The sequence below is a fragment of the Streptomyces sp. NPDC038707 genome, from assembly GCF_040636485.1.
Taxonomy (GTDB): Bacteria; Actinomycetota; Actinomycetes; order Streptomycetales; family Streptomycetaceae; genus Streptomyces.
In genome coordinates, this window is record NZ_JBEZUP010000026.1 from 26,184 (window position 1) to 50,835 (window position 24,652).

Here is a 24,652-nt window from a genome sequence, read left to right on the forward strand (position 1 = left end):
ACATTGACATGTCCGATACAATTCCGGATGCTGGCATCACCCTTTCCACGGATGCGGAAACCAAGAACGGAACGCGGTCATGAAGCCGTCCCGCCGTCTCTTCAGTGCCGGTGCCCTCCTGCTCGCCGGCCTGCTCGCGGCCGTGCTGTCCGTGACGTCCGCCGCGCCCGCGCGGGCGGAGCGGACGGACCTGCGCGCCGCCGACCCGAGTGTGCTGCGCGTCGGGGACACCTACGTCGCGGTCCAGTCGACCGGCGGCGGCATCGCCGTGCGACTGGCACCGTCGACGTCAGCGCTGGCCTCGGCACCGGCCCGTCAGGTCTGGTCGGACACCCGTGCCCTCGGCGAGATCTGGGCCCCCGAGATCGTGAGGGACAGCGGCCGGTACTACATCTACTTCTCGGCGGGCCGCGGAGCCGCTCACCGTATGTACGTCATCAGCTCGGCCTCCCCGGACAGCGGGTACACGGCGGAGACCCGTCTGGCGCTGCCCGACGACAAGTGGGCCATAGACGGCACGCTGTTCGCCTTCGCCGGACAGCGCTGGTTCGTCTGGTCGGGCTGGGCCGGGGACACCGACGTCGAACAGAACCTCTACATCGCCCGGATGAGCGGCCCGACCACGCCGGCCGGCGGCCGGTACATCATCTCCCAGCCCCGCGAGGCCTGGGAGCGGGTGGTCGGCAACCCGTACATCAACGAGGGCCCCGAGGCCATCAAGGACCCGAACGGACAACTGCACATCGTGTACTCGGCCAATGGGAGCTGGAGCGACCAGTACTGCCTCGCCGACCTGAGACTGCGGGCCGGCGGAGACCCGACGTACGTCTGGGACTGGTACAAGTCCAACGGCTGCCTGTTCGGCTCGCACCGGGAGACGATGATGTCCGGGTGGGACCCGACGCTGTACGTCGACGGCCCCGGGCACCACAGCTTCGTCCTGCTGGACGGCGACATCGGTACGAGTCCCCCGGCCGGCCCCCGGTTCCCGCTGATGTTCCACGCGGTACCCAAGGGCACCCCGTACTCCTGGGCGAACCGGTACTGGTACACCGGCACCTTCTGCTGGTGGGGCGACACCACCTACCGTCGCGCCAATGTCCCCGGCCCGAACGCCGACACCGGCTGGAGCCTGAAGTTCTTCGAGTAAGAGGTCGCGCGAACAGGCTGGTCACCGGGGCGGCGTCCAGGGCGGGCAGACCGGCTAGGCTCACAGGGCAACCGTCTTCTGATCCGCGGTGGGGAAGCCATGGCCGTCACATACTTGATGCTCGCGCGGCTGCCTGAAGGAGGATCGGAGGCCTTCGACGCGTACGAAAGCGTCGTGCTGCCCCTCCTCGCCGAGTACGGCGGGCGTCTCGAGCGACGACTGCGCACTCCGGACGATCGGGTCGAGGCCCACCTCATCACCTTTCCCGGCGACGAGGACCTCGCTGCTTACCGGGCGGACCCACGGCGTTCCGCGGCCGCACCGCTGTTGGATGCCTCCGGGGCCGCGGTCGAACTGTTCGCGGTTCGCGACGTGCAGTGATGGGTTCCACGGGGTCGCCCGAGGGGTGGCCACGCAGGCCCGGGCCGCGCAGCGAGTCACGCACCCGAGTGCGGTCGGGGGAACCGGCAGGGGCCGCAGCGCAAGCTGGAGCGACACGACACCTACCGCAGCCCACCTGTTTCCTGCTGCCCCCTGACCGGTTGTCGGTGGCGGCTGGCACGCTGGCCGTATGAACGGAGACGAGCAGCTGCTGAACGGTCGCGTCTACGGTCACGACCATGACGAGCCCAACCCCGGTCCGCTCCCGCACCGGACCTACGCCGAACTGGTCGGCGGGCCGCTGGACGGCCTGCTGCTGGACATCCACGGCTGGCGGACCGGCGAAGTCGACGACGGCGTCGCCCTGCCCACCGAACTCGGGCGATGGCCCGGTGGCCGCGCCCTGTACGACCCCCGCCCCGGCGAACCCCGCGCACAGGGACCCGGCATCACGTGCCGCCTCTACTACTCCGGTGACACACCCTGACGCCGGACCCGCCCACGGCGGGACTGAGCCGGTTGTGGAGGAGCTGCACACCAAGCACCGGATCCTCACGACCGGAGCGCTCGCCACCGGAGCAGGAAGGCAGCAAGCAGGCCCCCTCGACGAGCGTCGGCTCCCTCGTCGCTGAGCAGGCCCGGCGGGCACGGACCGGAGGTGGGCGCTCTTGTGCCGGACGGCTCCGTGTAGTGGGCTGTGCGGCCATGAAGAGAAGAAGCGTGACGGCACTTGCCGCGGCCCTGCTCGTGGCGCCCCTCCTGGCGGGCGCGCCCGGTCAGCGGGCAGAGGCCGCCGCCGACGGTACGACCGGTTTGGCGCAGCGGGCCGGTTCGTCCCCGGTGGCCGGTCTGGACCTCGACACGGTGACGATCCCGGAGTTGCAGAGGCGCATGGCACGCGGGTCGCTCACGTCGTCGGCGCTGACACGGGCGTACCTGCGACGGATCGAGGCCATCGACCCGAAGCTGCACGCGGTGCTGCGTACCAGCCCGACGGCCCTGCGCCAGGCGGCCGCCAGCGACGCCAGGCATCGTCGGGGGACGGTCCGCGGCCCGCTCGACGGCATCCCCGTGCTTCTCAAGGACAACGTGAACACGCGCGACATGCCGACGACGGCCGGGTCGTTCGCCCTGGCCGTACGTCCCCCGGACGCGGACGCGGTGCTGGTCGGCAGGCTCCGGGCGGCAGGTGCGGTGATCCTGGGCAAGGCCAACCTGTCGGAGTGGGCCAACTTCCGCGCGGCGAAGCCGACATCGGGGTGGTCGGCGATGGGCGGACAGACGAACAACCCGTACGTCCTGGACCGCAATCCGTGCGGTTCCTCGTCCGGTTCGGCCGCCGCGCTCGCCGCGTCCTTGGCGCAGGTGGCGATCGGCACCGAGACGGACGGCTCCATCGTGTGCCCGGCCGGGATGAACGGGGTCGTCGGCCACAAGCCCAGCCTGGGAGTGGTCAGCCGGTCGGGTGTCGTCCCGATCTCCGCCGAGCAGGACACCGCCGGGCCGATGGCGCGCAACGTGACGGATGCCGTGCTCACCCTCTCCGTGCTCAGCGGTCGCGACACCGTGCGCGCCGGCGGCCCGGGCCTCACGGACGCGGCGATGCACCCCGGCGGTCTGCGCGGCAAACGGATCGGGCTGTGGCGCCTGCCGTCGCTCGGTCCGGAAGTGGACGCCGTGATGACGCGCGCCGCGGACCGGCTGCGCGGCGCCGGCGCACAAGTCGTCGACGTGACCCTGCCCTATCAGGAGCGGCTCGCCGCACTCGAATTCCCCGCGCTGCTCAGCGAGTTCCACCGGGACATCGACGCCTACCTGGCCACCCGCAGCGGGCCGCGGAACCTCGCCGCGCTGGTCGAGTTCAACCGTACGCATCCGGCCGAGCGAACCTGTTTCGCGGGCCAGGAACTGTTCGAGCAGGCGTTGAGCGCGCCTTCGACCACCGACCCGCGGTACCGGGCCATGCGGGCGGAACTGAAGGATCTCTCCCGCAGGTCCATCGACGAGACCCTGGCCGCCCACGACCTGGACGCCATCGCCTCCCCGACGAATCCGCCGGCGTGGACGACCGACTGCGCCCGTGGCGACAACGACGTCATCCCGTCCTCCACGCCGGCCGCCGTCGGCGGATACCCGTCGTTGTCCGTACCGGCGGGCTCCGTGGGCGAGTTGCCCGTCGGCCTGCTCCTGATGGCCGGTGACCGCCAGGACGCCGAACTCCTGTCTCTCGGAGCGCTGGTGGAGCGGCGACTGGCCGCCTGGCGGGCGCCACGGTACCTGCCCTCCGTGCCATCCGGCACCGCGCGGTGAAACGGCCGGCGCCGGCCGCCCCGCGCGCGGCCGGCCCGCCGCCGTACCGGTTCCACGGGCGCGCACCCGATCGCCGTGCGTACCCCGCTCGGGACGTGTCCCCGGATCCACCCGGGCCCTCGGGTCCGGCGGCCCGTTCCCGGCCACCCCCTGGGCACGCCGCGGTCCATGACATCCTGTGACGTCGTAGCACGTCACACACGCAGGATGCCGGACGATGAGGGTGGGCGTCCGGGGGGCCGGGGAAGAGCGAAATGAGACTCTGCTTTCTGGTGGAGGAGCAGTACCGTCACGACGGCATGCCGGTCGAGGTGATCCGACAACTCACCTCATGGGGCCACCAGGTGGACGTGGTGCGACCGGGGGGATCCCTGCTGTGCATGACGGAGACACTGAAGGCGGGCACCCATGACGCGTGGGTGCTGAAGACCGTCTCCGGCGGCCCCGGCCTCACCCTGCTCGAGGCCGCTGCCGCGGCCGGAGTGACGACGGTCAACGACGCCCGGTCGATACGGAGCGTGCGGGACAAGGCGCTCGCCGCGGCGATCGGCCGCAGCCACGGGCTCCCCCTGCCACCCACCTACGCGGCGGCGCGGCCCGAACTGCTCGCCGAGATACCGGCCTCGCAGTACCCGATCGTCGTCAAGCCCGCCGACGGAAGCTCGGGGAGGGCCGTGCACCTGGTGACCTCACGGGACCGGCTCGCGGGGACGGTCCGCGCACTGGCGGACGAGGCCATGCTCATCGCCCAGCCCTATGTCGCCAACTCGGGTGTCGACATCAAGGTCTACAGCGTCGGCGGGAAACTGTACGCGACCGAGCGCCGCTCCCCGCTCCACCCCGAGCACCCGGTGCGGGAACGCCGTGTGCCGCTGCCGGCCGAAGTGGCCGCGATAGCCGCCAGGGTCGGTGTGGTCTACGGCCTCGACCTCTACGGCATCGACGTGGTGCTGGGACCGGACGGCCCTGTGGTCGTCGACGTGAACGACTTCCCCAGCTTCCGTCAGGTGCCCGACGCGCCGGCACGCGTGGCCCGGGCGGTTCTCGCGCTGGCGGCCGGCACCGGCCGCGGGCACCACACCACCGGGGCACCCCTGCTCCGTCTGCCGGAACGGCGCGGGAACGCCGTCGACGACCCCCGGACGGTGCGCCCCGGCCCGGCGCAGCCGCCCGTGGCGGTGGGCAAGACCGTATGAGGATCGGCCTGATCACCCGCGACCCCGGTCACGAACTGCTGGCCGGCACCACCGCCCTGCTCACCCCCGAGCACCGGGTGGAGACCCTGGACCCGGAGGCGCGGCCGGACGCCAGGGAGCCGCTCGCCGATGTCTACTTGCTCAAGGCGCGTACGCCGCGCGCACTGTCCCTGGCCCACGCCCTGGAGCGGCGCGGCGCCCCCGTGCTGAACTCGGCCGCCGCGACCGCCATGTGCCAGGACCGCACGGTGATGGCGGAGCGGGCCCGACGGGCGGGGCTCCCGTTCGTGGCCACCCGCACCTGGCCGAGTCTCGCCCGGTTGGCCGCGGGAGCGGAGCCGTCCTGGCCGGTGGTGGTCAAGAGCCGGCACAGCCGTAAGAACGACCTGGTGATCCGCCTCGACGAGGGGACGGGCCTGCGGGAGGCCGCCGCTGCGTTCCCGCAGGAGCCCGTGGTCGTCCAGGAGTTCGTGCCCAACAGCGGCTGGGACCACAAGCTGTGGGTCATCGGGGACCGGCTTTTCGCCGCCCTGCGCCGCTCCGAACTGGCACCCGGGGAGCACGGTCCCGCACAGCCCCTCGACCCCGGCGGCCTGCCGGCCGGCTGGTCCGCTCTTGCGCACCGGGTCGGTGAGGTCTTCGCCCTGGACGTGTACGGCGTGGACCTCATCGACAGCGGCGACGGCACCCCGCTGATCGTGGACATCAACGCCTTCCCCGGTGTCCGGGGCCAGCCCGGGGCTCCGGAGGCACTGGCGGCCCTGACGCTGGCGACCGCCGGCAGCGACGCCTGACCCGAGCGGTATGACGGGCGTATGTCGGCTCGGCGAAGAGGGTGTTGCGCCCGCCGGGCCGGCCGCCCCGGCGTGGTTGGCTCTGAGCCAGGGGGTGGTCAGCGTGCCCGGCATGCGGGTTTCCCAGCGGCTCACCACGCGACGTGCCGTCGCTCTGATGCCTGTGGCTGCCTCGCCGTGTAGGTGACCTCGGGCGAGAACACGCGCGGTGCCCTCCGTATGGACACCGACTCGTCGCCCCCTGTGCGTCCGCATCCGTGCTCGTCCGCAGCATTCACCCGCAACAGTCAGTCCGCGAGGGAGGACTTCCGTGAACCCGCTCAGAAACCGGCGCGTCACCCGTCACACCCGCACCGTCCTCGTAGGAGCATGCGCCGCGGTCCTGACCGCTGCGGCGACCGTCACGACGGCCGCCGCCCAAGGACCGGGCCCCCGCCCATCGGTGGCGCTCGACTGGTACGACACCACGGCCGCATCCATAGCCGCCGCCGGGGCCCCGACTCAGATCACCAACAGCCGTACCTGGGCCGTCAGTTGGCTCGCGGCGGCGCGCGCCACCCGCACCGTGCCGCCCGGTGTGGACCGGACGGACTTCCAGGAGGCCGCCCTCGCCTCCGCCGTCCACGACAGCCTGGTCGCCCTGATCCCCGCCCGCGCCCCGCAGTTGGACGCCGCACTGGCGACGACGCTGGAGCGCGTCCCGGACGGCGCCGCCGAGACCAAGGGCGTCGCGGCCGGGGCCCGCGAGGCCCGGCTGGTGCTCGCCTCCCGGAAGGACGACGGCCTCGACCCCGCCTCCGTGGACGCGCCGTTCACCACGCCACGGGCCGCGCCCGGCGTATGGCAGCCGACACCGCCCGCCTACGCCCCGGCCACGCAGTACGGCAACCGGCTCGCCCGCCCCTTCCTCCTCGAGCGCGCCGACCAGTACCGGCTGCCCGCACCGCCCGCCCTCACCTCCGAGCGCTACCGCGCTGATCTCGCCGAGGTCCGCGCGTACGGAGCCGCGAACAGCACCGTCCGCACCCCGCGGCAGACCGAGACGGCCACCTTCTGGTTCGGCTCCTCACTGACGCTGTACACGGAGCCCCTGCGCATCGCTCTGGCCCGGTCGCAGCGGTCGGCCGCCGGGCAGGCCCGGCTGGTCGCGCTGTTCCACGTCTCCCTGGTGGACACGCAGATCGCCACGTCCGACAGCAAGTACGCCTACCTGCGCTGGCGCCCGGTCACCGCGATCCGCACGGGCGACATCGACCCCGACCCCACATGGACCCCCCTGCACATCACACCGGCGCACCCCGACTACCCCAGCGGCCACGGCACCTACGCCGGTGCGGCCGAGACCGTCCTGACCGCGCTCACCGGGCCGAGCACGGCACCCTTCGAGCTGACCAGCCCCACCGCCCCCGGCGTCATCCGCACCTACACGGCCTGGAGCCGGCTCACCCGGGACAACGTGGACGCCCGGGTGTACTCCGGCATCCACACCCGCTCCGCCGACGAGGCGGGGGTCGTCCTGGGCGAACACGTCGCGGCGCACGCGCTGCGGAACGCGGGACGACTGTTCGGCGACCTGTGAGCGGACGGCGGAGCCGGGGGCACCCCTGAGCGCCGGGCCGGGCCCGTACGAGGAGGTCCCACGTCGTCCTTCCGGACCGTCCGCGCGTCGTACCGGCCCGTTCGGCCGGTGTCCTCCGAGAAGGGCGGGTGGCCCCGCCGTCCGCGGTGCTCGGCGTGGGAAAACTGCCCGTACCGCGCCGGGGTCCGTCGGTCCCGTCCCGTCCCCGGCACCGGCGTGCCGTCCGACGCAAGGCCGGACGACCGGATGTGAGCGCACGGCGGACGGGGCGCGGCCGGCCGCGCCCCTCCGCCGAGCTGTGTGATCGCGCTGTGCAGGCGCCGTCATCGACCGCGCGTGCGCCCCGCGCGGTCGACCGGTGGACGCGGACCGGCCGCGCCGTTCACCTGGACACGGGCACACGCGTCCGCCTCCGCGAGACCGCGCGGGCGCCTGCCCCATGTGCCGGCCGTCCGGACCCGCCCACCATGAGGAGGCTGAGGGCTCCCGGCGCATTGACGGTCCGGCACACCAGGATCCCTCTCCCTCAGCAGAACCAGCAGTTCCGGATGGCCCTGATCGCCGACAACCTGCACTGCGACGCCGTGCGCCTCTCCGGCGGCGACGCCGAGCGGCTGAGCAGCGCAGCCCGGCATGCAGCCGACGCCGGCCTCGAAGTGTGGTTCTCCCCGTTCCCGGCCGATCTTCCCCCGGGGCGGATCCTGCCGTTCTTCGCCGACTGCGCGCAGCGCGCCGAGGCCCTGCGACAGGACGGCGCCCAGGTGGTGCTCGTCGCCGGCTGCGAGCTCAGCGCCTTCGCCCACGGCTTCCTGCCCGGCGACACATACCTCGACCGCCTCCACGCCACGGCCACCGCCGACATCCAATGGTGGACCTCACTCGGGCCCGTTCCCGAACGCCTCAACATCTTCCTTGCCCAGGCCGCGACGACCGTCCGCGCCCACTTCGGCGGGAGGATCACCTACGCGTCCGGCCCCTGGGAGCCCGTCGACTGGGGCCCGTTCGACCTGGTGGGCTTTGACGCCTACCGAACCGCGCGGAACGCCGACACCTTCCGCATCCACCTGCGCGAGGCCCTCTCGCACGGCAAGCCTGTCGCTGTCACCGAGTACGGCACGTGCGCCTACCGGGGCGCGGGTGACCTGGGCGGAATGGCCTGGCAGCCACCGCAAGGAGCGATCCCGGACGAAGAAGGTCTTCCATGCCATGAGCACCCGACACCAGCGGCCGAACAGCCGCCCCGACTGACGTGACTCTCCGCGGCGCGGCGCGCGGAACTCGATGAACTCGAAGGACAGCCGGCCATGCAGTCGGCCGCGGTGCGGGCCGAGCAGGGCGAACTCGCCGGCGCCGAACGTGTCGTTGAGGGGTCGAGCGAGCAGCGCCCGGGCAAGTGGGCCGGCCGTGCGGTGACGCTGAGCCCGCACCGCAGGCCGGATGTGGAGGAGACCGTGCTCCCGCCGGACCGCCGGCGCATTCTCGCTGGCGTGCGGCAGGCCGCCGGGCCGGTCATGGCCCGGCAAGTCGGCGAGATGCCGGGATCCGACGTCACCCAGCGGGCCAAGCGGGAACCGCTGCGGGGGAGGCGGGTCAGACTCGTTGGTCGCGGCTGGCTGCGCAAACGGTCCGACGGACGCTTCACCACCCGCCTGTGATCAGGGACGCTACCGCCCCGAGTAGCACGCGGCGGCAACAACGTCTCCGAGTCCACCGTCCGCCGCCGGCGCGACGAACTGATCGCCCTGCTCGCCGCGCGGGCACCGCGCCTGGACCGCGCACCGAAGAAGGTCGCCGAGCACGGCGGGGGAGTGGTCCTGATCGACGGCACCCTTGTCCCCACCCAGAGCCGCACCGGGAAGACCGACCGGCGGAACTGCTCCGGCAAGCACCACCACCGGCTCCCGGGCCACTCCTGCTGGTCGTCGGCGCCAGTCCTCTGCCCCGTGCCTTCGAGTCGGCGGAGGCTTTCCGCGGTGCACTGCAACCTGAGGCGTACGCCACATTTACCTACCGCCAAGGTTTACCCGCGGCTCCAACTCGTGCGGGACGCAGGGCTCCTGTTCCCTCTGTCACAGTCGACAGCGCAATCCAGTACGCGCAGTGCAACCCGAGAAAACTGGGGGAAAAGAAAATGCGTCTCACCAAGAAGGCCGCTTTCGTCACCGGTGCCGCCGTGCTCGGAATGGGCACGTTGCTCGTTCCGTCGGCGATTGCCGCGGGCTCGCCCGCCGGCACCCCGGAGGGACAGGTCCACATTCAGTCCGGCACGTTCCACCTGTACGAGAACACCAACTTCAACAAGAACAAGAAGGGCGGCTGGGCCGGGCTGCGCCAGACGGACAGGGACCTGCGGAACAACCACTTCGACAACGGCAAGCGGGTCGACAACCGGACCAGTTCGGTGAGGAACTACACGAACAAGTACGTCGACCTGTGGCAGAACGTCGGCTGCACGGGGGCCCACACCACGTCCTATCCCGGGACCCAGGACGGGAAGCTCAGCAACGACGCGATCAAGGACAACCGGCTGAGCTGCGTCAAGTTCCGCCGCTGATGCCGCGTTCCGGTGCGCGGCCTCCGGGCCGCGCACCCGGACCGGCCACACCGCGGCCCGAGTTGTCCGAGGTGAACACCATGCTCGACTCCCGGCACATCCGTGTTCGTGCCCTTGGCGTGTACGTTGCGGCAGTGGCCATGTCCGGCGGCCTCGCCGGGTGCTCCGCGGAAGCGGTACATCCCACGCCCCCCGCACATCCGAGCGGCACCCCCTCTCCCGGCGGCCTCGCCGCCACCGACCGGGCCCGCGCCCTCCTCCTGCCCTACGACCGGTACGAACTGACCCCCGGCGACCTGGCGACCGTGCAGGCCGCCGAGGACGCGCTCATGGTGACCTGCATGCACACGCGGGGCCGGTCCTGGACGCCCCTGCCCGCCGCCACCGACGACGACCCTCCGAACCGTACGAGGTACGGGGTGATCGAGGCGGCCGTGGCGACCCGGTACGGCTATCACCAGCCCCCCGCCCCGCCCGGCGTCGCCGCCCGTACCACCGCCGAGGGCGCCCGCAACGCCCGCCTCACCCAGGCCGACGCCGACGCGGCGTTCGGAAGGGCGGGGACCTCGGACTCCGTGGGGGGATGCTGGAAGACGGCCCACGACGCACTGCGCAAGGACGTACCGACATCACCGCATGAGGTGCTCAACGAACTCACCATTTCCTCCTTCGACAACGCGCGCAAGGATTCCCGGGTGCGGCACGTTCTGTCCCTGTGGAGCGCGTGCATGAAGAAGTCCGGGTATTCCTACGCCTCCCCGATCGACGCCGCAGCCGATGCGAAATGGCAGGAGACCGACCGGCCGAGCCGGCAGGAAATCTCGGTCGCCGTCGCGGACGTAGGCTGCAAGGAGAGAACACGGCTCGTGGAGGAATGGAGTGAAGTGGAGAGCGAGTGGCAGCGGGAGTTCATTCGGGAGCGGCCCGACCAGTTCCGCGCTCTCGCCCTCGCCAAGGACACCTGGTTGCGTGCGGCCCGGGCAGCGCTGCGAGAGGGATCGAACGGCCGGTGAACGGACTGCCGGCGGGCGGCGGAGAAGGACTCTGTCCCGTCTCCGCCGACCGCGTCGTCTCCGGGAGGACGTCACCCGCCTCCGGCCAGGAGGTCAGCCGGCCAGGGCCGCGAGGGTGTCGTCCAGGTCGGTGGCCCGGGGCTGGTTGTAGGGGAGCTTGCCGAGGAGCCTGGCCATGCCGCAGGTGTCGGTGAGGGCGGAGAGGACCAGGCCGCCGGCGACGCCCGCGGAGAGCCGGCGGGCCGCGTTCCAGCGTCGTCCGGCTATCAGGCCGGCCAGGACGAGAGATCCGGCGGCGAGGCGGACTTGGCGGTCCATGGCCCAGACGGTGCGGGTGCCGGCCGGGCGGTGGATGTCGTGGCCGAGCTGTGCCCAGGCGGTGGTGCCGCCGGTGAGTGCGGCGGCGGTGACGCCCTGGTCGGCCAGGCGCCGGCAGGCCTGGGCGGAGCGGGCGCCGGAGGCGCACACCATGAGGAGGTCGCCGCGGCCCGCGGCGGTCTTCAGGGCGGGCAGGGCTGCATCGAGGCGGTCCAGGGGGATGTTGTGGGCGCCGGGCAGGTGCCCGGAGGCGTACTCGCCGGGGGTGCGCACGTCGATGACGGTCAACTCGTGCAGACGGGCGTTGGCTTGGTCGACGGTGAGGGTGGTGGTGGATGCCACGGGAGGTTTTCCTTTGCTCGGTGTGGGCCACCCCTTCGGTAGGATACCCAAGGGGGTATCTCGAAGGAGTGTGGGTCGTGGAACTGGCTATGGCGGCCGAGGAACTGAAGACGGTGGTCAACCGGCTGCGCCGGGCGCAGGGTCAGATCGCCGGTGTGATCAAGATGATCGAGGAGGGGCGGGACTGCGAGGACGTCGTCACCCAGCTCGCCGCGGCGTCGCGGGCTCTGGACAAGGCCGGTTTCGCGATCATCGCCACCGGTCTGCAGCACTGCCTCACCGACGCGGACATGGCCGCCTCCGGCGACCGGGAGCAGATGCGCACCCGGCTGGAGAAGCTGTTCCTGTCTCTGGCCTGATCCTGTCTCCGGCCTGAGTCGTGGTGCCCGCGGGGCCGGTCATCGGTCCGACTCCTCAGGTGAGGGCGTCGACTAGCATGAAGGCTGCCACCGCCAGCAGCACGCCGGCGAAGGCGCGCTGCAGCAGGGGGCCGGTGACCTTGGCGGCCAGGCGTCTGCCGTCCCAGGCGCCCAGGATCGCCGCCCCGGCGAAGGGGCTGACCACCGCCCAGTTGACGCCGGCGGTGGTGGCGCCGCGGGTGGCCAGGGAAGCCAGCGAGTTCGCCGAGATGACCAGCAGGCTGGTGCCTACGGCGGCCTGCATCTCGAAGGCCAGCACGGTGACCAGGGCCGGGACGGCGAGGAAGCCTCCGCCGACCCCGAGAAGACCGGTCAGCGCGCCCAGCCCGGCGCCGGTACCGACGGCTCGGGCGGGCCCGGCCTCAGCTGCTGCCGGGCCGGTGGCGGTGCGGCTGGGGCGCAGCATCCTGACGGCGGCGAGCGCGGCGACGGCACCGAACGCGGCGGTCAGCACCGGCTGGGGCAGGCGGGACGCCGCGGCTCCCGCCGCGGCCGCGGGCAGCAGTCCGGCCCCGGCGAACAGGGCGCCGGCTTTCCAGCGGACGTTGCCGGTGCGGGCGTGGGCGTACAGGGCGGTGAGCGAGGTGGCGGTGACGATGATCAGGCTGGCGGTGGTGGCGGCGGCCGGAGTGAAGCCGAGCAGGTAGATCAGCGCCGGAACGGCCAGGACGCTGCCGCCCCCGCCGAGCGCGCCGAGCGCCAGCCCGACCACCGCCCCCGCGATCAGGGCCAGGATCAGAGCGCTCACGCTATGCCGCCGTCGTTGCCGCCAGGGCCGAGGAACGGCAGGCCCGCACGCGCCCGGGCGGTCATGCCGCCGGTGACGTCCGTGGCCTGAACGCCGCGTCCCGCCGGCCGAGCGGCGGCCTGCCGGGAGCGGTATCCGGAGCAGCGGATCATGCCCACTGGCCTGCGCTGTGCGGCCCCCGGCCGTGACGCTCCTGCCGCCGGACGGGAAAGGGGCAGGTGCGGTACACCGGGTGCGTGCCCGGCGTGCCACTCCGGTGCTTCGCGTGCCCCCAGCAGGACGGTGGCGCGGTTGCCGGTCCGCTGGTGGGCCGGTCGGGGGGTGAGGCGGCCGGGGCCGCGGTGGATGCGCGAGAACATCGTTCGGTCGCTTTCGTGCGGGTGGCGCGGAGGGGCGTGTCAGTCGGTGCGGCCGGGGCGCGCGAGGGTCAGTCCTGCCTCGGTGGCGGCGTCGAAGCCGTCGTCGACGGCGACCACGTCGCGGCCGGCGGCGTCGAGCAGGGAAGCGGCTGTCGCCGCGCGCATCCCGCCGGCGCAGTGCACCCACACCACCCCGTCCGGCACGTCGTCGATACGGCGGTGCAGCTCGTGGATCGGGATGTGGACGGAACCGTCGATGTACCCGCCCGCACGCTCCGAGTCCCGGCGTACGTCCAGCACGACCACGTCGTCGCCGCGCTCACGGACCGCGGCGAGGCCGGCGAAGCGGGCACGGGGGAAGGAGGCCAGCCGCTCGCCCTCACGGATCCAGCCGGCCGGGTCACCGGTGGCGGCGGCGGCCGGGCGGTCGATGCCCACCCGCGACAGCTCCCGCTGCGCGGCGGCGATCCGCTCCGGGGTGTCGGCCAGCAGGGTGACGGGCTTGCCCCACGGGATCAGCCAGGCCAGGTAGGTGGCGAGCTTGCCCTCGCCCTCGAAGTTGAACGATCCGGCCACGTGCCCCTCGGCGAAGGCCATGCGGTTGCGCAGGTCCACGACCCATTCACCCGCGGCCAGCCGGGAGGCGATCTCCTCGGCGTCCGCGTGCCGCGGCGGGGTGAGGTCGACCGGCGCGGGACCCTCGGCGTTGGCCGGGCCCATGTGCGCGTAGTAGGCGGGTACGTCGTCCAGCCCGGCCAGCATCCGGGTGACGAAGGTGTCCACGTCCAGGGTCAGCGCGTCGTTGGTCTCCCGCTCCTTGCCGATCGTGGTCGCGTCCCCCTCGGCCTGGGAGGAGGAGCAGAAGCTTCCGAAGCCGTGGGTGGGCAGCACCGGCACCTCGTCGTCCAGCTCATGGGCGAGCCGGTGGGCGGAGGCGTGCTGGGCTCGGGCCAGCTGCTCGGTCAGCCGGGGTTCGACCAGGTCAGGCCGGCCGACGGTGCCGATGAGCAGCGACCCGCCGGTGAACGCCGCCACGCCACGGCCACCCTCGGTGAGTGCGTAGGAGGTGTGGTGCGGGGTGTGTCCGGGCGTGGCGATCGCGCGCAGCGCCAGCCCCTCGTCGACCGTCACGGTGTCGCCGTCGGCGACCGGGGTGCGGGCGAACGAGACGTGCGCCCCGGCCGGCACCAGGTACTGGGCGCCGGTGACGCGGGCCAGCTCCAGACCGCCGGTGACGTAGTCGTTGTGCACATGGGTCTCGGCCACGAAAGCGATGCGCACCCCGCGGCGGGCCGCCGCCGCGATGACCTGGTCGATGTCCCGCGGCGGATCTATGACCACCGCCGCGCTGGGTCCGCCGGCCAGGTAACTGCGGTTGCCCAGGCCCTCGAACTCCAGGGTGTCGACGAAAAACACGGCTCATGACTCCTTTCCGGGTGATGTACCCCCGGGGGTATCTGGCTCCCACCATAACAGGTATACCCGGGGGGGTATCGCGGAGCCGAGGAGCGCCCCCTCTCAAGGCATCGCCTGACGTGCCGCGGGTACCCCGCGGGGTATAGCGGGGCCGACAGTTCCGCACCACTGGGGAACGTCCCTGTCCCACGACGCACCATCCGCCTGGGCGTCGATGGCGACCCCGATGGCAGGTGAACGACAGGCTCACCAGTGCCTGACGAACCCGCAGTTGGTCATACTGGCTCGACATGTTCCGGCAGGATGGCAGCGTGATCCGGGGCGAGGAGGCGGTGGTGTTCGGCAGAGGCACGCGTATGCTGGCGGGCGCGTTGGTCGTGGCCTGCATGATGCTCGTCGGCCCCAGCGCGCCGACCGGCGCCCTCTTCGCCAGGCCGCTGCCCGCCGGAGCCGTCAAGGACGTCGTACCGGGCCGGGTCATGACGTGGAACATCTGCAACCCGTGCGGCGCCGGCGGCCTCGACCGGGCAAGAGAGATCGCCACGTACGCGCCCCAGGTCATCGGCTTGCAGGAAGCCTGCGTGGGCGACGTCGAGAAGATCCGGATCTATCTGGAGAGGTTCTACGGGCTGGTCTACCACGTCGAGTACGGGACGGTTCTGCGGGACTGGGGCCGCTGCGGGGGAGTGCCGTGGAAACCCGGGGCCTACGGCCAGGCGGTCCTGTCGGCGGCGCCGCTGACGGACCCCGTCAGCGTGGAGTACCCCGACGGCGGATCCGAGGACCGTGGGTACATGGCGGTGACCGCCACGGTAGGCGGCCAGTCCGTCCGCGTCTTCAACACACACCTTGCCCAACGGCGTCAGGAAGCGGTCCGGGCAGGCCAGACCGCCGTGCTCGCCGCAGACGTCGCCCGCTACGACCGCGCCATCGTCCTGGGCGACTTCAACGCGGTGCCGGACGCCCCCGAACTCGCCCCCGTGTGGAAGCTCGCCACGGACACAGACCCGAGGTGCCGCCCCTCGTCCACCGTCGGGTGCGCCCCGACCACCGACTGGCAGAGCAAGTTCGACTACGTGTTCCTGCGGGGCATCGTCCCCCTCGGACACCGTGTGCACCCGACCCCGTACTCGGACCACCACCTGCTGCACACCGACCTGGACCTCGGCCAGGACACCACCTGAGACCGGCCGGAGACCGGACGGCCCACGCCCCGTGGGGGACTACGCCATTACCCCGCTCCCGATCCCCGTACGGACAGCGCGGTGCCACGCCGGACGCCGGACCGGCCGCACACCGGGCCCGCACGTGATCGGCGTGGCCGCACGGCCGTGTCCAGATCCTCCGGTCGCTCAGGAGCAGAGGTTGTCGTGCCGGACGGCCAGGACGTGCCCCGCCGCGTCGATGAGGCGGCTGCGGGAGAGGCGCCCCTGGGACACCGCGTTGGTGATCGCCGTCGCGATCGCCGACGTCTGGGAGCCGACGTCGCCCTTCAGGTCGAACATGACCATGTCGGCACCGGAGCGCAGGGCCTGCACGGCGGCCGCGGGCACGCCGTAGCCGGCCGCGGAGATCGCCTTCGCGCTGAGCGAGTCCGTGAGCACCAGCCCCTTGAAGCCCATCCTGCCGCGCAGCTCGCCGATGGCGGTGGGTGACAGGCTGGCCGGGTTGGTACCCAGGCCCGGCACGACGTTGTTGGCGACCATGATGGCCGGGGCTCCGGCCTTGATGGCCGCTGTGAACGGCGGGATGGCCACCTTCCGCAGGGTGGACCAGGGCAGGGTGCGGGCGGGGCCGAAGTCGGAGTTGTAGGTGGAGCCGCCGATGCCCGGGAAGTGCTTGACGACGGGTATCACGCCACCGTCGCGCATCCCGTTCATGTACGCCACCCCGGCCTTGGACACCACCGAGGTGCTGCCGCTGAAGGACCGCCACCCGTCGGGGTTGCTCTTGCCGGGGGCCACGTTCCTGCCGTCGACGTCGACCACCGGCGCGAGGTTCATGTTCACCTGGGCGGCCGCCATCCGGGTGGCGACCTCCTTGACGTTCTGCTGGATCTGGGCCGGAGTCCAGTGCGCGCCCATGTACGCGGCCCAGGGCAGGTCTCCGACGAGGTTGGCCATCCGCTGGACGCCGCCGCCCTCCTCGTCGGTCATCACCAGCAGACCGAGCCGGCCGGGCACCCGGGACTTCAGGGCGGTCAGCCGGGTGCCGAGGTCGGAGGGCGCCTTGCTGCCGAACAGCAGCACCCCGCCCGCGCCGGCGCTCACCTCGGAGGTGGCATCGGAGACCGAGGTCTCCGACACGGGGACGGCGATGGTCAGCATCGCCAGCCGGCGGTTCGACCATCCGGCCAGCTTCGAGCTGTTGGTGCACGCCTTGGCGGTCTCGGCGGCGGTGAGGCCCGCGGCGAGCGACGGACGGGACGTCTTGCCGGGACGGGAGGCCGAGGACGCGGCGGGCGGAGCGAGGGACACGCCGGGGCCGCTGGAGTGCGGGGTCGCCCGCGGGACACCGGTGCCCGCGCCGCACGCCGCCAGGACCGCCGCCGCCACGGCGGCGGCGCTCGCCCCGCGGACGGCCGTACCGCGGTCGCGCAGCCGCCGGGGTGCTGCCGCGCCGCTCCGTGGTGCCGATTTGCTCCTGCTGTCCCGGTACGACGGGAGAGTCATCGTCCGATCTCCTTTCGGAAGACGCGACGGTGGGCGCGCGCTCACGACCGTATGAGCACGCGGTGGCCCTCGCGAAGCGCGAGATGCGCTCCGGCCCGCTTGTGTCCGCTCGTCCGCGGGCGACGTCGTCCCAGCATCCCCTGTTTCCGAGCCGGCCGAAAGGCGGGCTTCCGGTGGTCCCGGACTCCGCCGGGGCGACGGGGCCGGCCGACCCGGTGTCTGGGTCGCGGTGGTGGCAGGTGGGGACGGTGATGTCCTCGGCGATGCGCCGGGAGACCCCGGCGGCCCGGTCGGACAGGCAGAAGTCGACGGGTAGGACCAGCCGCCGGGCAGCCGGTGGAAACCCGCACCCTCACCGTGGCCGTCGCCGAGACGGCCACCGACGCCGCCGGAGAGGCGGTCGCCCTCGCCACCCTGTGCGCGAGACTGCGACGGACCGGCACCCCCGCCGGAAGCCGTCGGCCGCGCCTTCGCCCACGGCGCACACGGGGACCGGCTGCGCCGGCTCTTGGGCGGGCATGGCCTTCCCGTTCGCAGGGCCGGCAGACGGCACAGATGGCTGTGCTCTCGTACCTACCTGGTGCAGTCGGTCGCGGATGAGGACGCGTCGGCGCCCGAACGGGGGACCGGCGACGGCATGCCGCATCCGGCACCGGTGACCGGGCGGAATCATCCCGGAGTGACCTCATCGTGAACGGAAGCGAGCCCCATGCAGAGCAGCGTCGTCGTGTTCACCTGTGATCTGCGCCTGTCGGATCACCCGCCGCTGACTGCGGCCCTGAAGGGCGGAGGGCGGGTGGTGCCGCTGTTCGTACGTGACCCAGCCGTGGACAGAGCGCGTTTCGCCGTGCCGAACCGGCTCGCGTTCCTCGCCGACTGCCTGCGTGACCTGGACACGGAACTGCGGGAACGGGGCGGCCGGCTGGTGCTGCGCGAGGGCGACACGGTCAGGGAGGTGTGCCGGGTGGCCGAGGAGGCGGATGCGGGCGAGGTACACATGTCCGCTGATGTGAGCACCTTCGCCCACGTGCGCGAACGACGGCTGCGCAGGGCGTTGGAGGCCGCCGGGCGGCGCCTGCACGTGCACGAGACGGTGAGCACCGCCGTCGCGCCGGGCGCGGTGACACCGGCCGCCTCCGACCACTTCGCGGTGTTCACGCCGTACTACCGGCGCTGGTGCGTGCAGGGTCTGCGGGACGTGCTGGACGCACCGCGCATGGTCAGCGTGCCGGAGCAGGTGGGCTCCGCCCCGCTGCCGGAGCGCCGCGACGTGAGCGGTGTGGCGCCAGGGTTGTGCGCGGGGGGTGAGACGGAGGGACGGCGCAGGCTCGCCGTTTGGCTGCGTTCCGGCGTGCACACCTACGAGGACCGGCACGACGACCTCGCGGGCGACGCCACCTCCCGGCTCTCCCCCCACCTGCACTTCGGCACGCTGTCACCGGTCGAGGTGGTCCACCGGGCCCGCGAGGCCGGCGGAGCGGGCGCGGAGGCGTTCGTCCGGCAGATCGCCTGGCGGGACTTCAACCGTCAGCTGCTCGCCGCCCGTCCCGAGACCGCAACGCGCGACTACCGCACCCGGCACGACCGGTGGCGCGGCGGCCGGGACGCGGAGGCGGACGCCGAGACGTGGCGCCGGGGCCGCACGGGCTACCCCCTGGTGGACGCGGCGATGCGGCAGCTTCGCCACGAGGGCTGGATGCACAACCGGGGCCGGCTGCTCGCGGCGAGTTTCCTGACCAAGACGCTGTACGTCGACTGGCGGGTGGGCGCCCGGCACTTCCTGGACCTGCTGGTCGACGGTGACGTGGCGAACAACCAGTTGAACTGGCAGTGGGTGGCCGGTACGGGCACCGATACCCGGCCCAATCGGGTCCTCAACCCCGTGGCCCAGGGCAAGCGGTTCGACCCGGACGGGACCTATGTGCGGCGTTGGGTGGAGGAACTGGCGGAAGTGGAGGGCGGTGCCGTGCACGAACCGTGGAAGCTCGCGGCCGGGGAGCGCGCCCGGACCGGTTACCCCGAGCCGATGGTGTCGCTGGCGGAGGGCCTGGAGCGCTTCAGACGGGCCCGGGGGCAGGAGTGAGGAGGGTGCGCGGGCCGTCCGGTACCTGGCGCGCGGATCTCCCGGCCCCGCCGGGCACCTGGCACGATGCCCGGCACGCGGGCCGCAGACCACCGGCGTCGGCGCGCCCCGCCGCGACCAGCGACCAACCAGCGGCCGGCGGGCCGCGACCGGCGACCGCCCGGCACCGGCCCGGCCCGGCTCTGTCCGCACTTCCTCACGTCGGCCGACGGGCGGGCCCGGCTACGGGGGGACCCGGTGGGCAGGGGCTGGGTGTGGCCGGTGGTCATGGCGGATCTCCGTACGGATTCGCTGTTCACCGCCGTGTTCCTCCGGCCGGCACACGGCGGCCTTGACGTGACCTGGCGTCGAGGGAGCCCCGCTCGTAGGCGCCCACGGCCTGGAACGGCGACGCCGGCTGCCGGACGGCGGCGGTGTGGCCGTGTGCCGGGAGTCGCGCTCGCGCATCCCGGAGCTGACCTGCCTGATGCTGACCTCCTTCGACGACGACGAGGAGGCTGGGCTGGACTCGATCATGGCGGGCACCTGCGGGTGCGTCCATGAGCAGACCGGGAGCTCGGACCTGATGCCCGCCCGGCCGCCTCCACCGTGGCCGAGGGCCAGTCCTGCCGGCGGGGAAGTCGAACGCCGACCGCCCGTCCCGTCGTCAGGCCCGCCTCTTCGGCCCGTGATGATCAAGTGCTGCGCACCCTGGCGGGAGGAAGGCCCGGCAGCGGGGCGGCAGGCCGGGGTGCCCCCGGAGGACGACCCGAGGAGTGCCCTGGGGGAAGGCCGCTGGACACTTCGCCGAGCGGCTGCCCCGGCACCCCTGCGAAGCTCACGAGGTGGCGCTCGGGTAGCTCCGGGCCGTGCCCGCGCCCATGGCGCTTCGCGGCTCGCTGTCGACAGGGCGGAGGCGGAGACCGTCATGGGCGGGTGACAGCTCACCGGTCGTCGTACCCCGGTCCGCAGAATGTGCGACGGCGCCGGTAACCGGCGCCGAGAGCGCGAACCGTTCCATGGATGTGGCCCGAACGGTCCTGTCGGGTACCCGCCGGGGCGGACCAGGGTGGAACGTGTCCGTCCGCACGCCCGCCATCCCGCCATCCCGCCATCCCGCCTCGAAAAGGAATGCACATGCCCGTCGATGAGCAGCAGACGCCCGCGCGACTGGAGGAGGACGAGCTGAAGGCGCTGGACGCGCACTGGCGCGCCGCGAACTATCTGGCCGTGGGCCAGATCTACCTGATGGCCAACCCCCTGCTGACCGAGCCGTTGCGCCTGGAGCACGTCAAGCCACGCCTGCTGGGCCACTGGGGCACGTCGCCGGGCCTGAACCTCGTGCACACGCACCTCAACCGGGTGATCAAGGCCCGCGATCTGGACGCGATCTGCGTCTGGGGACCCGGGCACGGAGGGCCGGCGGTGCTGGCGAACTCCTGGCTGGAGGGTTCCTACACCGAGACCTACCCCGACGTCACGCGGGACGCGGCCGGCATGACCCGGCTGTTCAAGCAGTTCTCCTTCCCCGGGGGAGTGCCGAGTCACGTCGCGCCCGAGACGCCCGGCTCGATCCACGAGGGCGGGGAACTCGGCTACTCGCTCTCGCACGCCTACGGCGCGGCCCTGGACAATCCGGGCCTGCTGGTCGCCTGTGTGATCGGTGACGGTGAGGCGGAGACCGGGCCGCTGGCCGCCTCCTGGCACTCCAACAAGTTCCTCGACCCCGTCCACGACGGTGCCGTCCTGCCGGTCCTGCACCTCAACGGCTACAAGATCGCCAACCCGACCGTGCTGTCCCGGCTCCCCGGGACCGAGCTGGACGCCCTCCTCAAGGGGTACGGCCACGACCCGATCCACGTCACGGGTGACGACCCGGCCGCCGTCCACCGCGCGATGGCCCGTGCCATGGACACCGCCCTGGACCGCATCACCGCGCTGCAACGCGCGGCTCGCGAGGACGGGGTCGCCGACCGGCCGCGCTGGCCCGTGATCGTGCTGCGGACCCCGAAAGGCTGGACCGGTCCGGCCGAGGTGGACGGACTGCCGGTGGAGGGCACCTGGCGGTCCCACCAGGTGCCGCTGGCCGCCGTACGCGACAACCCGGAGCATCTGCGGCAGCTCGAACAGTGGCTGCGCTCCTACCGCCCCGAGGAGCTGTTCGACGAGCACGGCGCCCCGCGCGCCGACGTGCTGGCCTGTGTTCCCGCAGGGCCCCGCCGGCTCGGCGCCAGCCCGCACGCCAACGGCGGGGTCCTGCGGCGCGAACTGCCCCTGCCGCCGCTCGAACGGTACGCCGTTCGCGTCGACAAGCCGGGCGCCACCCGGCACGAGCCGACCCGCGTGCTGGGCGACCTGCTCGAGGACGTGATGCGGGCCACCACCGACCGCCGGGACTTCCGTCTCGTCGGCCCCGACGAGACCGCGTCGAACCGTCTCCAGGCCGTCTACGCGGCCAGCGGCAAGGCGTGGCAGGCCGACACCCTCGGCGTGGACGAACACCTGGACCGGCACGGCCGGGTGATGGAGATCCTCTCCGAACACACCTGCCAGGGCTGGCTGGAGGGCTACCTCCTCACCGGCCGGCACGGACTGTTCTCCTGCTACGAGGCGTTCGTGCACATCGTCGACTCGATGGTCAACCAGCACATCAAGTGGCTGCGCACCACCCGCCGCCTGCCCTGGCGCGCCCCCATCGCCTCCCTCAACTACCTGCTCACCTCGCACGTGTGGCGTCAGGACCACAACGGGTTCTCCCACCAGGATCCCGGTTTCGTCGACCACATCCTCAACAAGAGCCCCGAGGCCGTACGGGTCTACTTCCCACCGGACGCCAACACCCTGCTCTCGGTCGCCGACCACGCACTGCGCAGCCGTGACTACGTCAACGTGATCGTCGCCGGCAAACAGCCCTGCTTCGACTGGCTGCCGATGGAGGACGCCACGGTCCACTGCGCCCGCGGCGCGGGCATCTGGGAGTGGGCCGGCACCGAAGACGGCTCACGCGAGCCGGATGCCGTGCTCGCCTGCGCGGGCGACGTCCCGACGCAGGAAGTGCTGGCCGCCGCCCAGTTGCTGCGCCGGCACCTGCCCGAGCTGGTCGTGCGGGTGGTCAACGTGGTCGACATCGCACGGCTGATGCCGAGCGAGGAACACCCGCACGGCATGACCGACTTCGAGTACGACGGCCTGTTCACCCCGGACAAGCCGGTGATCTTCGCCTATCACGGCTACCCGTGGCTGATCCACCGCCTGGCCTACCGCCGTACCGGCCACCGCGGCATGCATGTGCGCGGCTACAAGGAGATCGGCACCACGACCACGCCGTTCGACATGGTCGTCCGCAACGACCTGGACCGCTACCGCCTGGTCGTGGACGTCATCGACCGCGTCCCCGGGCTCGCGGTGCGCGCGGCGGCGGTACGCCAGCGCATGGCGGACGCCCGGCAACGTCACCACGTCTGGATCCGCGAGCACGGAACGGACCTGCCGGAGGTCGCCGACTGGACATGGGACGGCTGAACCGCGTTCCCCCTCCGGGAGCGGCCGGCAGGGCCGGGGCACCAGGTCGTGTCCGACCTCTCCGGGCACCCCGCCTCCTACGGCCTCCTGCCCGCCCCCGCCCGTGAACAGCTTCCCCGGCGTCCTCGTCAGAGTGCGGCCTGATCGCCGAGCGGGCCAGGGAGATCACCGTTGCCGGGGGCACGCTCGTGGGCGGGCGCAGCCGGTACGGCATCGAGCCGCCGCGGGCGACACCGTCCGCTTCGGCTCGGTGGCCCCCGGCGGGCAGGGTGGGGCCGCTCACGGCAACGGTGAGCATCGGATCCGGCAAAGGGAACGGGCCCGCTCGGGACGGCCCAGCCGGCCTGGACAGTCCGCCCTCACGACACCTCGGTGGGATAACCTGTCCTGATGGACAAGGTGTTGGACGAGGGCCCGTTCTATCACGGCACGAAGGCCGATCTCCGGGTAGGAGACCACCTCACCGCCGGTTTCCGTTCCAACTACCGGCCCGAAGTCGTGATGAACCACATCTACTTCACCGCGTTGCGCGACGGCGCGGGACTCGCCGCCGAACTCGCCGCCGGTGACGGGGCCCCGCGCGTCTACGTCGTCGAACCGACCGGGGAGTTCGAGAACGATCCGAACGTCACCGACAGGAAATTCCCCGGCAACCCCACCCGCTCCTACCGCAGCAGGGAGCCGCTCCTGATCGTCGGCGAGGTCACCGACTGGACGCGCCTGACGCCCGAAGCCCTCCAGACGTGGCGGGACCGGCTGGCCGCGATCCGTGAGGACGAGCGCGCCGAAATCATCAACTGACGGCGTCGCCGGCGGATCCATCCGTCGGGAACCGTGCCGGATCACAGCCCGGTGGCCAGCCGGGTGGTCTCGGCCACCGCGGCGATGAGCGGCCGCAGCCGGGGTCAGCGGGAGAGTGATGCCGGTCAGCGGCGGCAGGGCCAGTCCTGTCGCGACTGTGAGGCCGTACGGAAATCCCGTCGGCGTCCAGAGCCGGACGCGCGCCGGGGCCCGGCCGCGCATACCGACCGCTCGCCGGTCTGCCGGGGAGGATCCCCGTTGCCCTTCACCTGAGCTGCTCGGCCAGTCCCACGATGATGCCCTCGGGGCCGCGGAGGTGACAGAGCCGGTAGCTGTCCTGGCGAGGCCCCCGGCCACCTGCTGTGGTACGGCTGCGAGGTCCTGATCCGTGCCGACGAACTCGCCGAGGCGTGGCCGTACTGCAGCCGGGCCCGTCTGCCGGACCAGCCCCGGCCGCTTGGTGGATGTCTGCTCGTCGTTCCCAGCGCACGCGTAACCAGCGGAAGCCGTGCGGCCAGGCAAAGGTCCGCTCGACCACCCACCGGTAGACGCCCAGGTGGGAGCCGTGCTCCGTGCCGCGCCGGGCGAAGGCGGGCACCACACCCCGGGCGCGGGCCTCCTCGCGATAACAGTCGTGGTCGTAGCCGCGGTCCGCGTAGAGCGTGACCGCTCTGCGGCGTGGCAGGCCGACCCGGCCACGCACTGGCGGAACGGCATCCACCAGAGGCAGGAGCCGGGTGACGTCGTAGCGGTTCCCACCGGTCAGCATGACCGCCAGCGGGGTTCCGTGGCCGTCAGTGATCAGATGGTGCCTGGCGCCGGCCGGGCCCCGGCCGGCCGGCGACGGGCCCGTGCGGATCCCCCTTTCAACGCCCTGACACGCGAGGAATCGACCGCACAGCGAGACTGGTCCAGATCCCGTGCCGAGTTCAGCTCGGCAAGCAGAACTTCGTGCAACCGCTGCCGGACCCCGGCCACGTTTCCGGTCCCGCAGCCGGCGCCAGCACGTCGCTTCG

Annotated in this window: 21 protein-coding genes and 2 pseudogenes; 17 read left to right on the top strand and 6 right to left on the bottom strand. The window is 72.4% G+C overall.

Annotated features, from left to right (window positions below; translation table 11 throughout):
- The first annotated feature begins 79 nt into the window (after positions 1–79).
- The 11 genes from AB0E62_RS28630 to AB0E62_RS28680 all read left to right on the top strand — a co-directional run bounded on the left by AB0E62_RS28630 (position 80) and on the right by AB0E62_RS28680 (position 10,977).
- The gene (locus AB0E62_RS28630) at positions 80–1,150 is read left to right on the top strand and encodes a glycoside hydrolase family 43 protein (protein ID WP_362199897.1); all 1,071 of its coding nucleotides are present in this window, start codon (positions 80–82) and stop codon (positions 1,148–1,150) included.
- Positions 1,151–1,249: 99 nt separating this feature from the next.
- Positions 1,250–1,531: a hypothetical protein gene (locus tag AB0E62_RS28635; protein WP_362199900.1), complete on the top strand. Its 282-nt coding sequence runs from the start codon at positions 1,250–1,252 to the stop codon at positions 1,529–1,531.
- A 190-nt stretch (positions 1,532–1,721) separates the two neighbouring features.
- Positions 1,722–2,018, top strand: a complete 297-nt coding sequence (locus tag AB0E62_RS28640) for a hypothetical protein (protein ID WP_362199903.1) — start codon at positions 1,722–1,724, stop codon at positions 2,016–2,018.
- Between the two features lie 218 nt (positions 2,019–2,236).
- Positions 2,237–3,841, top strand: coding sequence for an amidase family protein (locus tag AB0E62_RS28645; protein ID WP_362199905.1), 1,605 nt, complete (start codon positions 2,237–2,239; stop codon positions 3,839–3,841).
- 254 nt (positions 3,842–4,095) lie between these two features.
- Entirely contained in the window at positions 4,096–5,037 is a 942-nt protein-coding gene (locus AB0E62_RS28650) for a hypothetical protein (protein WP_362199908.1), read from the top strand.
- Positions 5,034–5,831, top strand: a complete 798-nt coding sequence (locus AB0E62_RS28655; RefSeq protein WP_362199911.1) for an alpha-L-glutamate ligase — start codon at positions 5,034–5,036, stop codon at positions 5,829–5,831. Before AB0E62_RS28650 ends, AB0E62_RS28655 begins: the two co-directional genes overlap by 4 nt.
- 310 nt (positions 5,832–6,141) lie before the next feature.
- Complete coding sequence (locus AB0E62_RS28660) at positions 6,142–7,410, top strand: vanadium-dependent haloperoxidase (protein WP_362199913.1); 1,269 nt, start codon at positions 6,142–6,144, stop codon at positions 7,408–7,410.
- Positions 7,411–7,958: 548 nt separating this feature from the next.
- Positions 7,959–8,663, top strand: a complete 705-nt coding sequence (locus AB0E62_RS28665) for a hypothetical protein (protein WP_362199916.1) — start codon at positions 7,959–7,961, stop codon at positions 8,661–8,663.
- Between the two features lie 51 nt (positions 8,664–8,714).
- Positions 8,715–9,065 (top strand): hypothetical protein, encoded by a 351-nt coding sequence (locus AB0E62_RS28670; protein WP_362199919.1) that lies wholly within the window; start codon positions 8,715–8,717, stop codon positions 9,063–9,065.
- Between the two features lie 476 nt (positions 9,066–9,541).
- On the top strand, positions 9,542–9,964 hold the full coding sequence (locus AB0E62_RS28675) for a peptidase inhibitor family I36 protein (protein WP_362199922.1): 423 nt from the start codon (positions 9,542–9,544) through the stop codon (positions 9,962–9,964).
- 134 nt (positions 9,965–10,098) lie between these two features.
- The gene (locus AB0E62_RS28680) at positions 10,099–10,977 is read left to right on the top strand and encodes a hypothetical protein (RefSeq protein WP_362199925.1); all 879 of its coding nucleotides are present in this window, start codon (positions 10,099–10,101) and stop codon (positions 10,975–10,977) included.
- 93 nt (positions 10,978–11,070) lie between these two features.
- Here AB0E62_RS28680 and AB0E62_RS28685 read toward each other — a convergent pair whose 3' ends face one another.
- The gene (locus AB0E62_RS28685) at positions 11,071–11,637 is read right to left on the bottom strand and encodes a rhodanese-like domain-containing protein (protein WP_362199927.1); all 567 of its coding nucleotides are present in this window, start codon (positions 11,635–11,637) and stop codon (positions 11,071–11,073) included.
- 77 nt (positions 11,638–11,714) lie between these two features.
- Between AB0E62_RS28685 and AB0E62_RS28690 the strand changes: the two genes are divergently transcribed.
- Entirely contained in the window at positions 11,715–11,996 is a 282-nt protein-coding gene (locus AB0E62_RS28690; RefSeq protein ID WP_010358257.1) for a metal-sensitive transcriptional regulator, read from the top strand.
- Positions 11,997–12,051: 55 nt separating this feature from the next.
- Here the strand turns inward: AB0E62_RS28690 and AB0E62_RS28695 are convergent, their stop codons facing one another.
- From AB0E62_RS28695 to AB0E62_RS28705, 3 genes are all read right to left on the bottom strand, one after another.
- Entirely contained in the window at positions 12,052–12,804 is a 753-nt protein-coding gene (locus AB0E62_RS28695) for a sulfite exporter TauE/SafE family protein (RefSeq protein ID WP_362199930.1), read from the bottom strand.
- Positions 12,801–12,956 carry a hypothetical protein gene (locus tag AB0E62_RS28700; RefSeq protein ID WP_362199933.1) on the bottom strand — a complete coding sequence of 52 codons (156 nt, stop codon included), beginning with the start codon at positions 12,954–12,956 and terminating at the stop codon, positions 12,801–12,803. The genes AB0E62_RS28695 and AB0E62_RS28700 overlap by 4 nt, the downstream gene beginning before the upstream one ends.
- A 246-nt stretch (positions 12,957–13,202) precedes the next feature.
- Complete coding sequence (locus AB0E62_RS28705; protein WP_362199936.1) at positions 13,203–14,579, bottom strand: MBL fold metallo-hydrolase; 1,377 nt, start codon at positions 14,577–14,579, stop codon at positions 13,203–13,205.
- Positions 14,580–14,869: 290 nt separating this feature from the next.
- Between AB0E62_RS28705 and AB0E62_RS28710 the strand changes: the two genes are divergently transcribed.
- The gene (locus AB0E62_RS28710) at positions 14,870–15,763 is read left to right on the top strand and encodes an endonuclease/exonuclease/phosphatase family protein (protein ID WP_362199939.1); all 894 of its coding nucleotides are present in this window, start codon (positions 14,870–14,872) and stop codon (positions 15,761–15,763) included.
- 168 nt (positions 15,764–15,931) lie between these two features.
- Here the strand turns inward: AB0E62_RS28710 and AB0E62_RS28715 are convergent, their stop codons facing one another.
- The gene (locus AB0E62_RS28715; RefSeq protein WP_362199942.1) at positions 15,932–17,251 is read right to left on the bottom strand and encodes a glycoside hydrolase family 3 N-terminal domain-containing protein; all 1,320 of its coding nucleotides are present in this window, start codon (positions 17,249–17,251) and stop codon (positions 15,932–15,934) included.
- Positions 17,252–17,960: 709 nt separating this feature from the next.
- On the opposite strand from AB0E62_RS28715, the gene AB0E62_RS28720 reads away from it, so the two are divergent.
- The 4 genes and pseudogenes from AB0E62_RS28720 to arr all read left to right on the top strand — a co-directional run bounded on the left by AB0E62_RS28720 (position 17,961) and on the right by arr (position 23,636).
- On the top strand, positions 17,961–19,334 hold the full coding sequence (locus AB0E62_RS28720) for a deoxyribodipyrimidine photo-lyase (RefSeq protein ID WP_362199945.1): 1,374 nt from the start codon (positions 17,961–17,963) through the stop codon (positions 19,332–19,334).
- A gap of 394 nt (positions 19,335–19,728) precedes the next feature.
- A pseudogene (locus tag AB0E62_RS28725) lies at positions 19,729–19,940 on the top strand (DNA-binding response regulator); the annotation flags it as partial.
- Between the two features lie 510 nt (positions 19,941–20,450).
- Positions 20,451–22,835 carry a phosphoketolase family protein gene (locus AB0E62_RS28730; protein WP_362199948.1) on the top strand — a complete coding sequence of 795 codons (2,385 nt, stop codon included), beginning with the start codon at positions 20,451–20,453 and terminating at the stop codon, positions 22,833–22,835.
- A gap of 390 nt (positions 22,836–23,225) precedes the next feature.
- A complete protein-coding gene (gene arr / locus AB0E62_RS28735) occupies positions 23,226–23,636 on the top strand; it encodes an NAD(+)--rifampin ADP-ribosyltransferase (RefSeq protein WP_362199951.1) in 411 nt (136 codons plus the stop codon).
- A 460-nt stretch (positions 23,637–24,096) separates the two neighbouring features.
- Here the strand turns inward: arr and AB0E62_RS28740 are convergent.
- Positions 24,097–24,645 (bottom strand): annotated as a pseudogene (locus AB0E62_RS28740) (IS5 family transposase); the annotation flags it as partial.
- Positions 24,646–24,652 lie beyond the last annotated feature (7 nt).

Bases quoted from the DNA above. Each gene is read 5' to 3' on its own strand.
- AB0E62_RS28630 (WP_362199897.1), top strand. From the start codon at position 80: ATGAAGCCGTCCCGCCGTCTCTTCAGTGCCGGTGCCCTCCTGCTCGCC.
- AB0E62_RS28635 (WP_362199900.1), top strand. From the start codon at position 1,250: ATGGCCGTCACATACTTGATGCTCGCGCGGCTGCCTGAAGGAGGATCG.
- AB0E62_RS28640 (WP_362199903.1), top strand. From the start codon at position 1,722: ATGAACGGAGACGAGCAGCTGCTGAACGGTCGCGTCTACGGTCACGAC.
- AB0E62_RS28645 (WP_362199905.1), top strand. From the start codon at position 2,237: ATGAAGAGAAGAAGCGTGACGGCACTTGCCGCGGCCCTGCTCGTGGCG.
- AB0E62_RS28650 (WP_362199908.1), top strand. From the start codon at position 4,096: ATGAGACTCTGCTTTCTGGTGGAGGAGCAGTACCGTCACGACGGCATG.
- AB0E62_RS28655 (WP_362199911.1), top strand. From the start codon at position 5,034: ATGAGGATCGGCCTGATCACCCGCGACCCCGGTCACGAACTGCTGGCC.
- AB0E62_RS28665 (WP_362199916.1), top strand. From the start codon at position 7,959: ATGGCCCTGATCGCCGACAACCTGCACTGCGACGCCGTGCGCCTCTCC.
- AB0E62_RS28670 (WP_362199919.1), top strand. From the start codon at position 8,715: ATGCAGTCGGCCGCGGTGCGGGCCGAGCAGGGCGAACTCGCCGGCGCC.
- AB0E62_RS28675 (WP_362199922.1), top strand. From the start codon at position 9,542: ATGCGTCTCACCAAGAAGGCCGCTTTCGTCACCGGTGCCGCCGTGCTC.
- AB0E62_RS28700 (WP_362199933.1), bottom strand. From the start codon at position 12,956: ATGATCCGCTGCTCCGGATACCGCTCCCGGCAGGCCGCCGCTCGGCCG.
- AB0E62_RS28710 (WP_362199939.1), top strand. From the start codon at position 14,870: ATGTTCCGGCAGGATGGCAGCGTGATCCGGGGCGAGGAGGCGGTGGTG.
- AB0E62_RS28715 (WP_362199942.1), bottom strand. From the start codon at position 17,251: ATGACTCTCCCGTCGTACCGGGACAGCAGGAGCAAATCGGCACCACGG.
- AB0E62_RS28720 (WP_362199945.1), top strand. From the start codon at position 17,961: ATGCAGAGCAGCGTCGTCGTGTTCACCTGTGATCTGCGCCTGTCGGAT.
- AB0E62_RS28730 (WP_362199948.1), top strand. From the start codon at position 20,451: ATGCCCGTCGATGAGCAGCAGACGCCCGCGCGACTGGAGGAGGACGAG.
- arr (WP_362199951.1), top strand. From the start codon at position 23,226: ATGGACAAGGTGTTGGACGAGGGCCCGTTCTATCACGGCACGAAGGCC.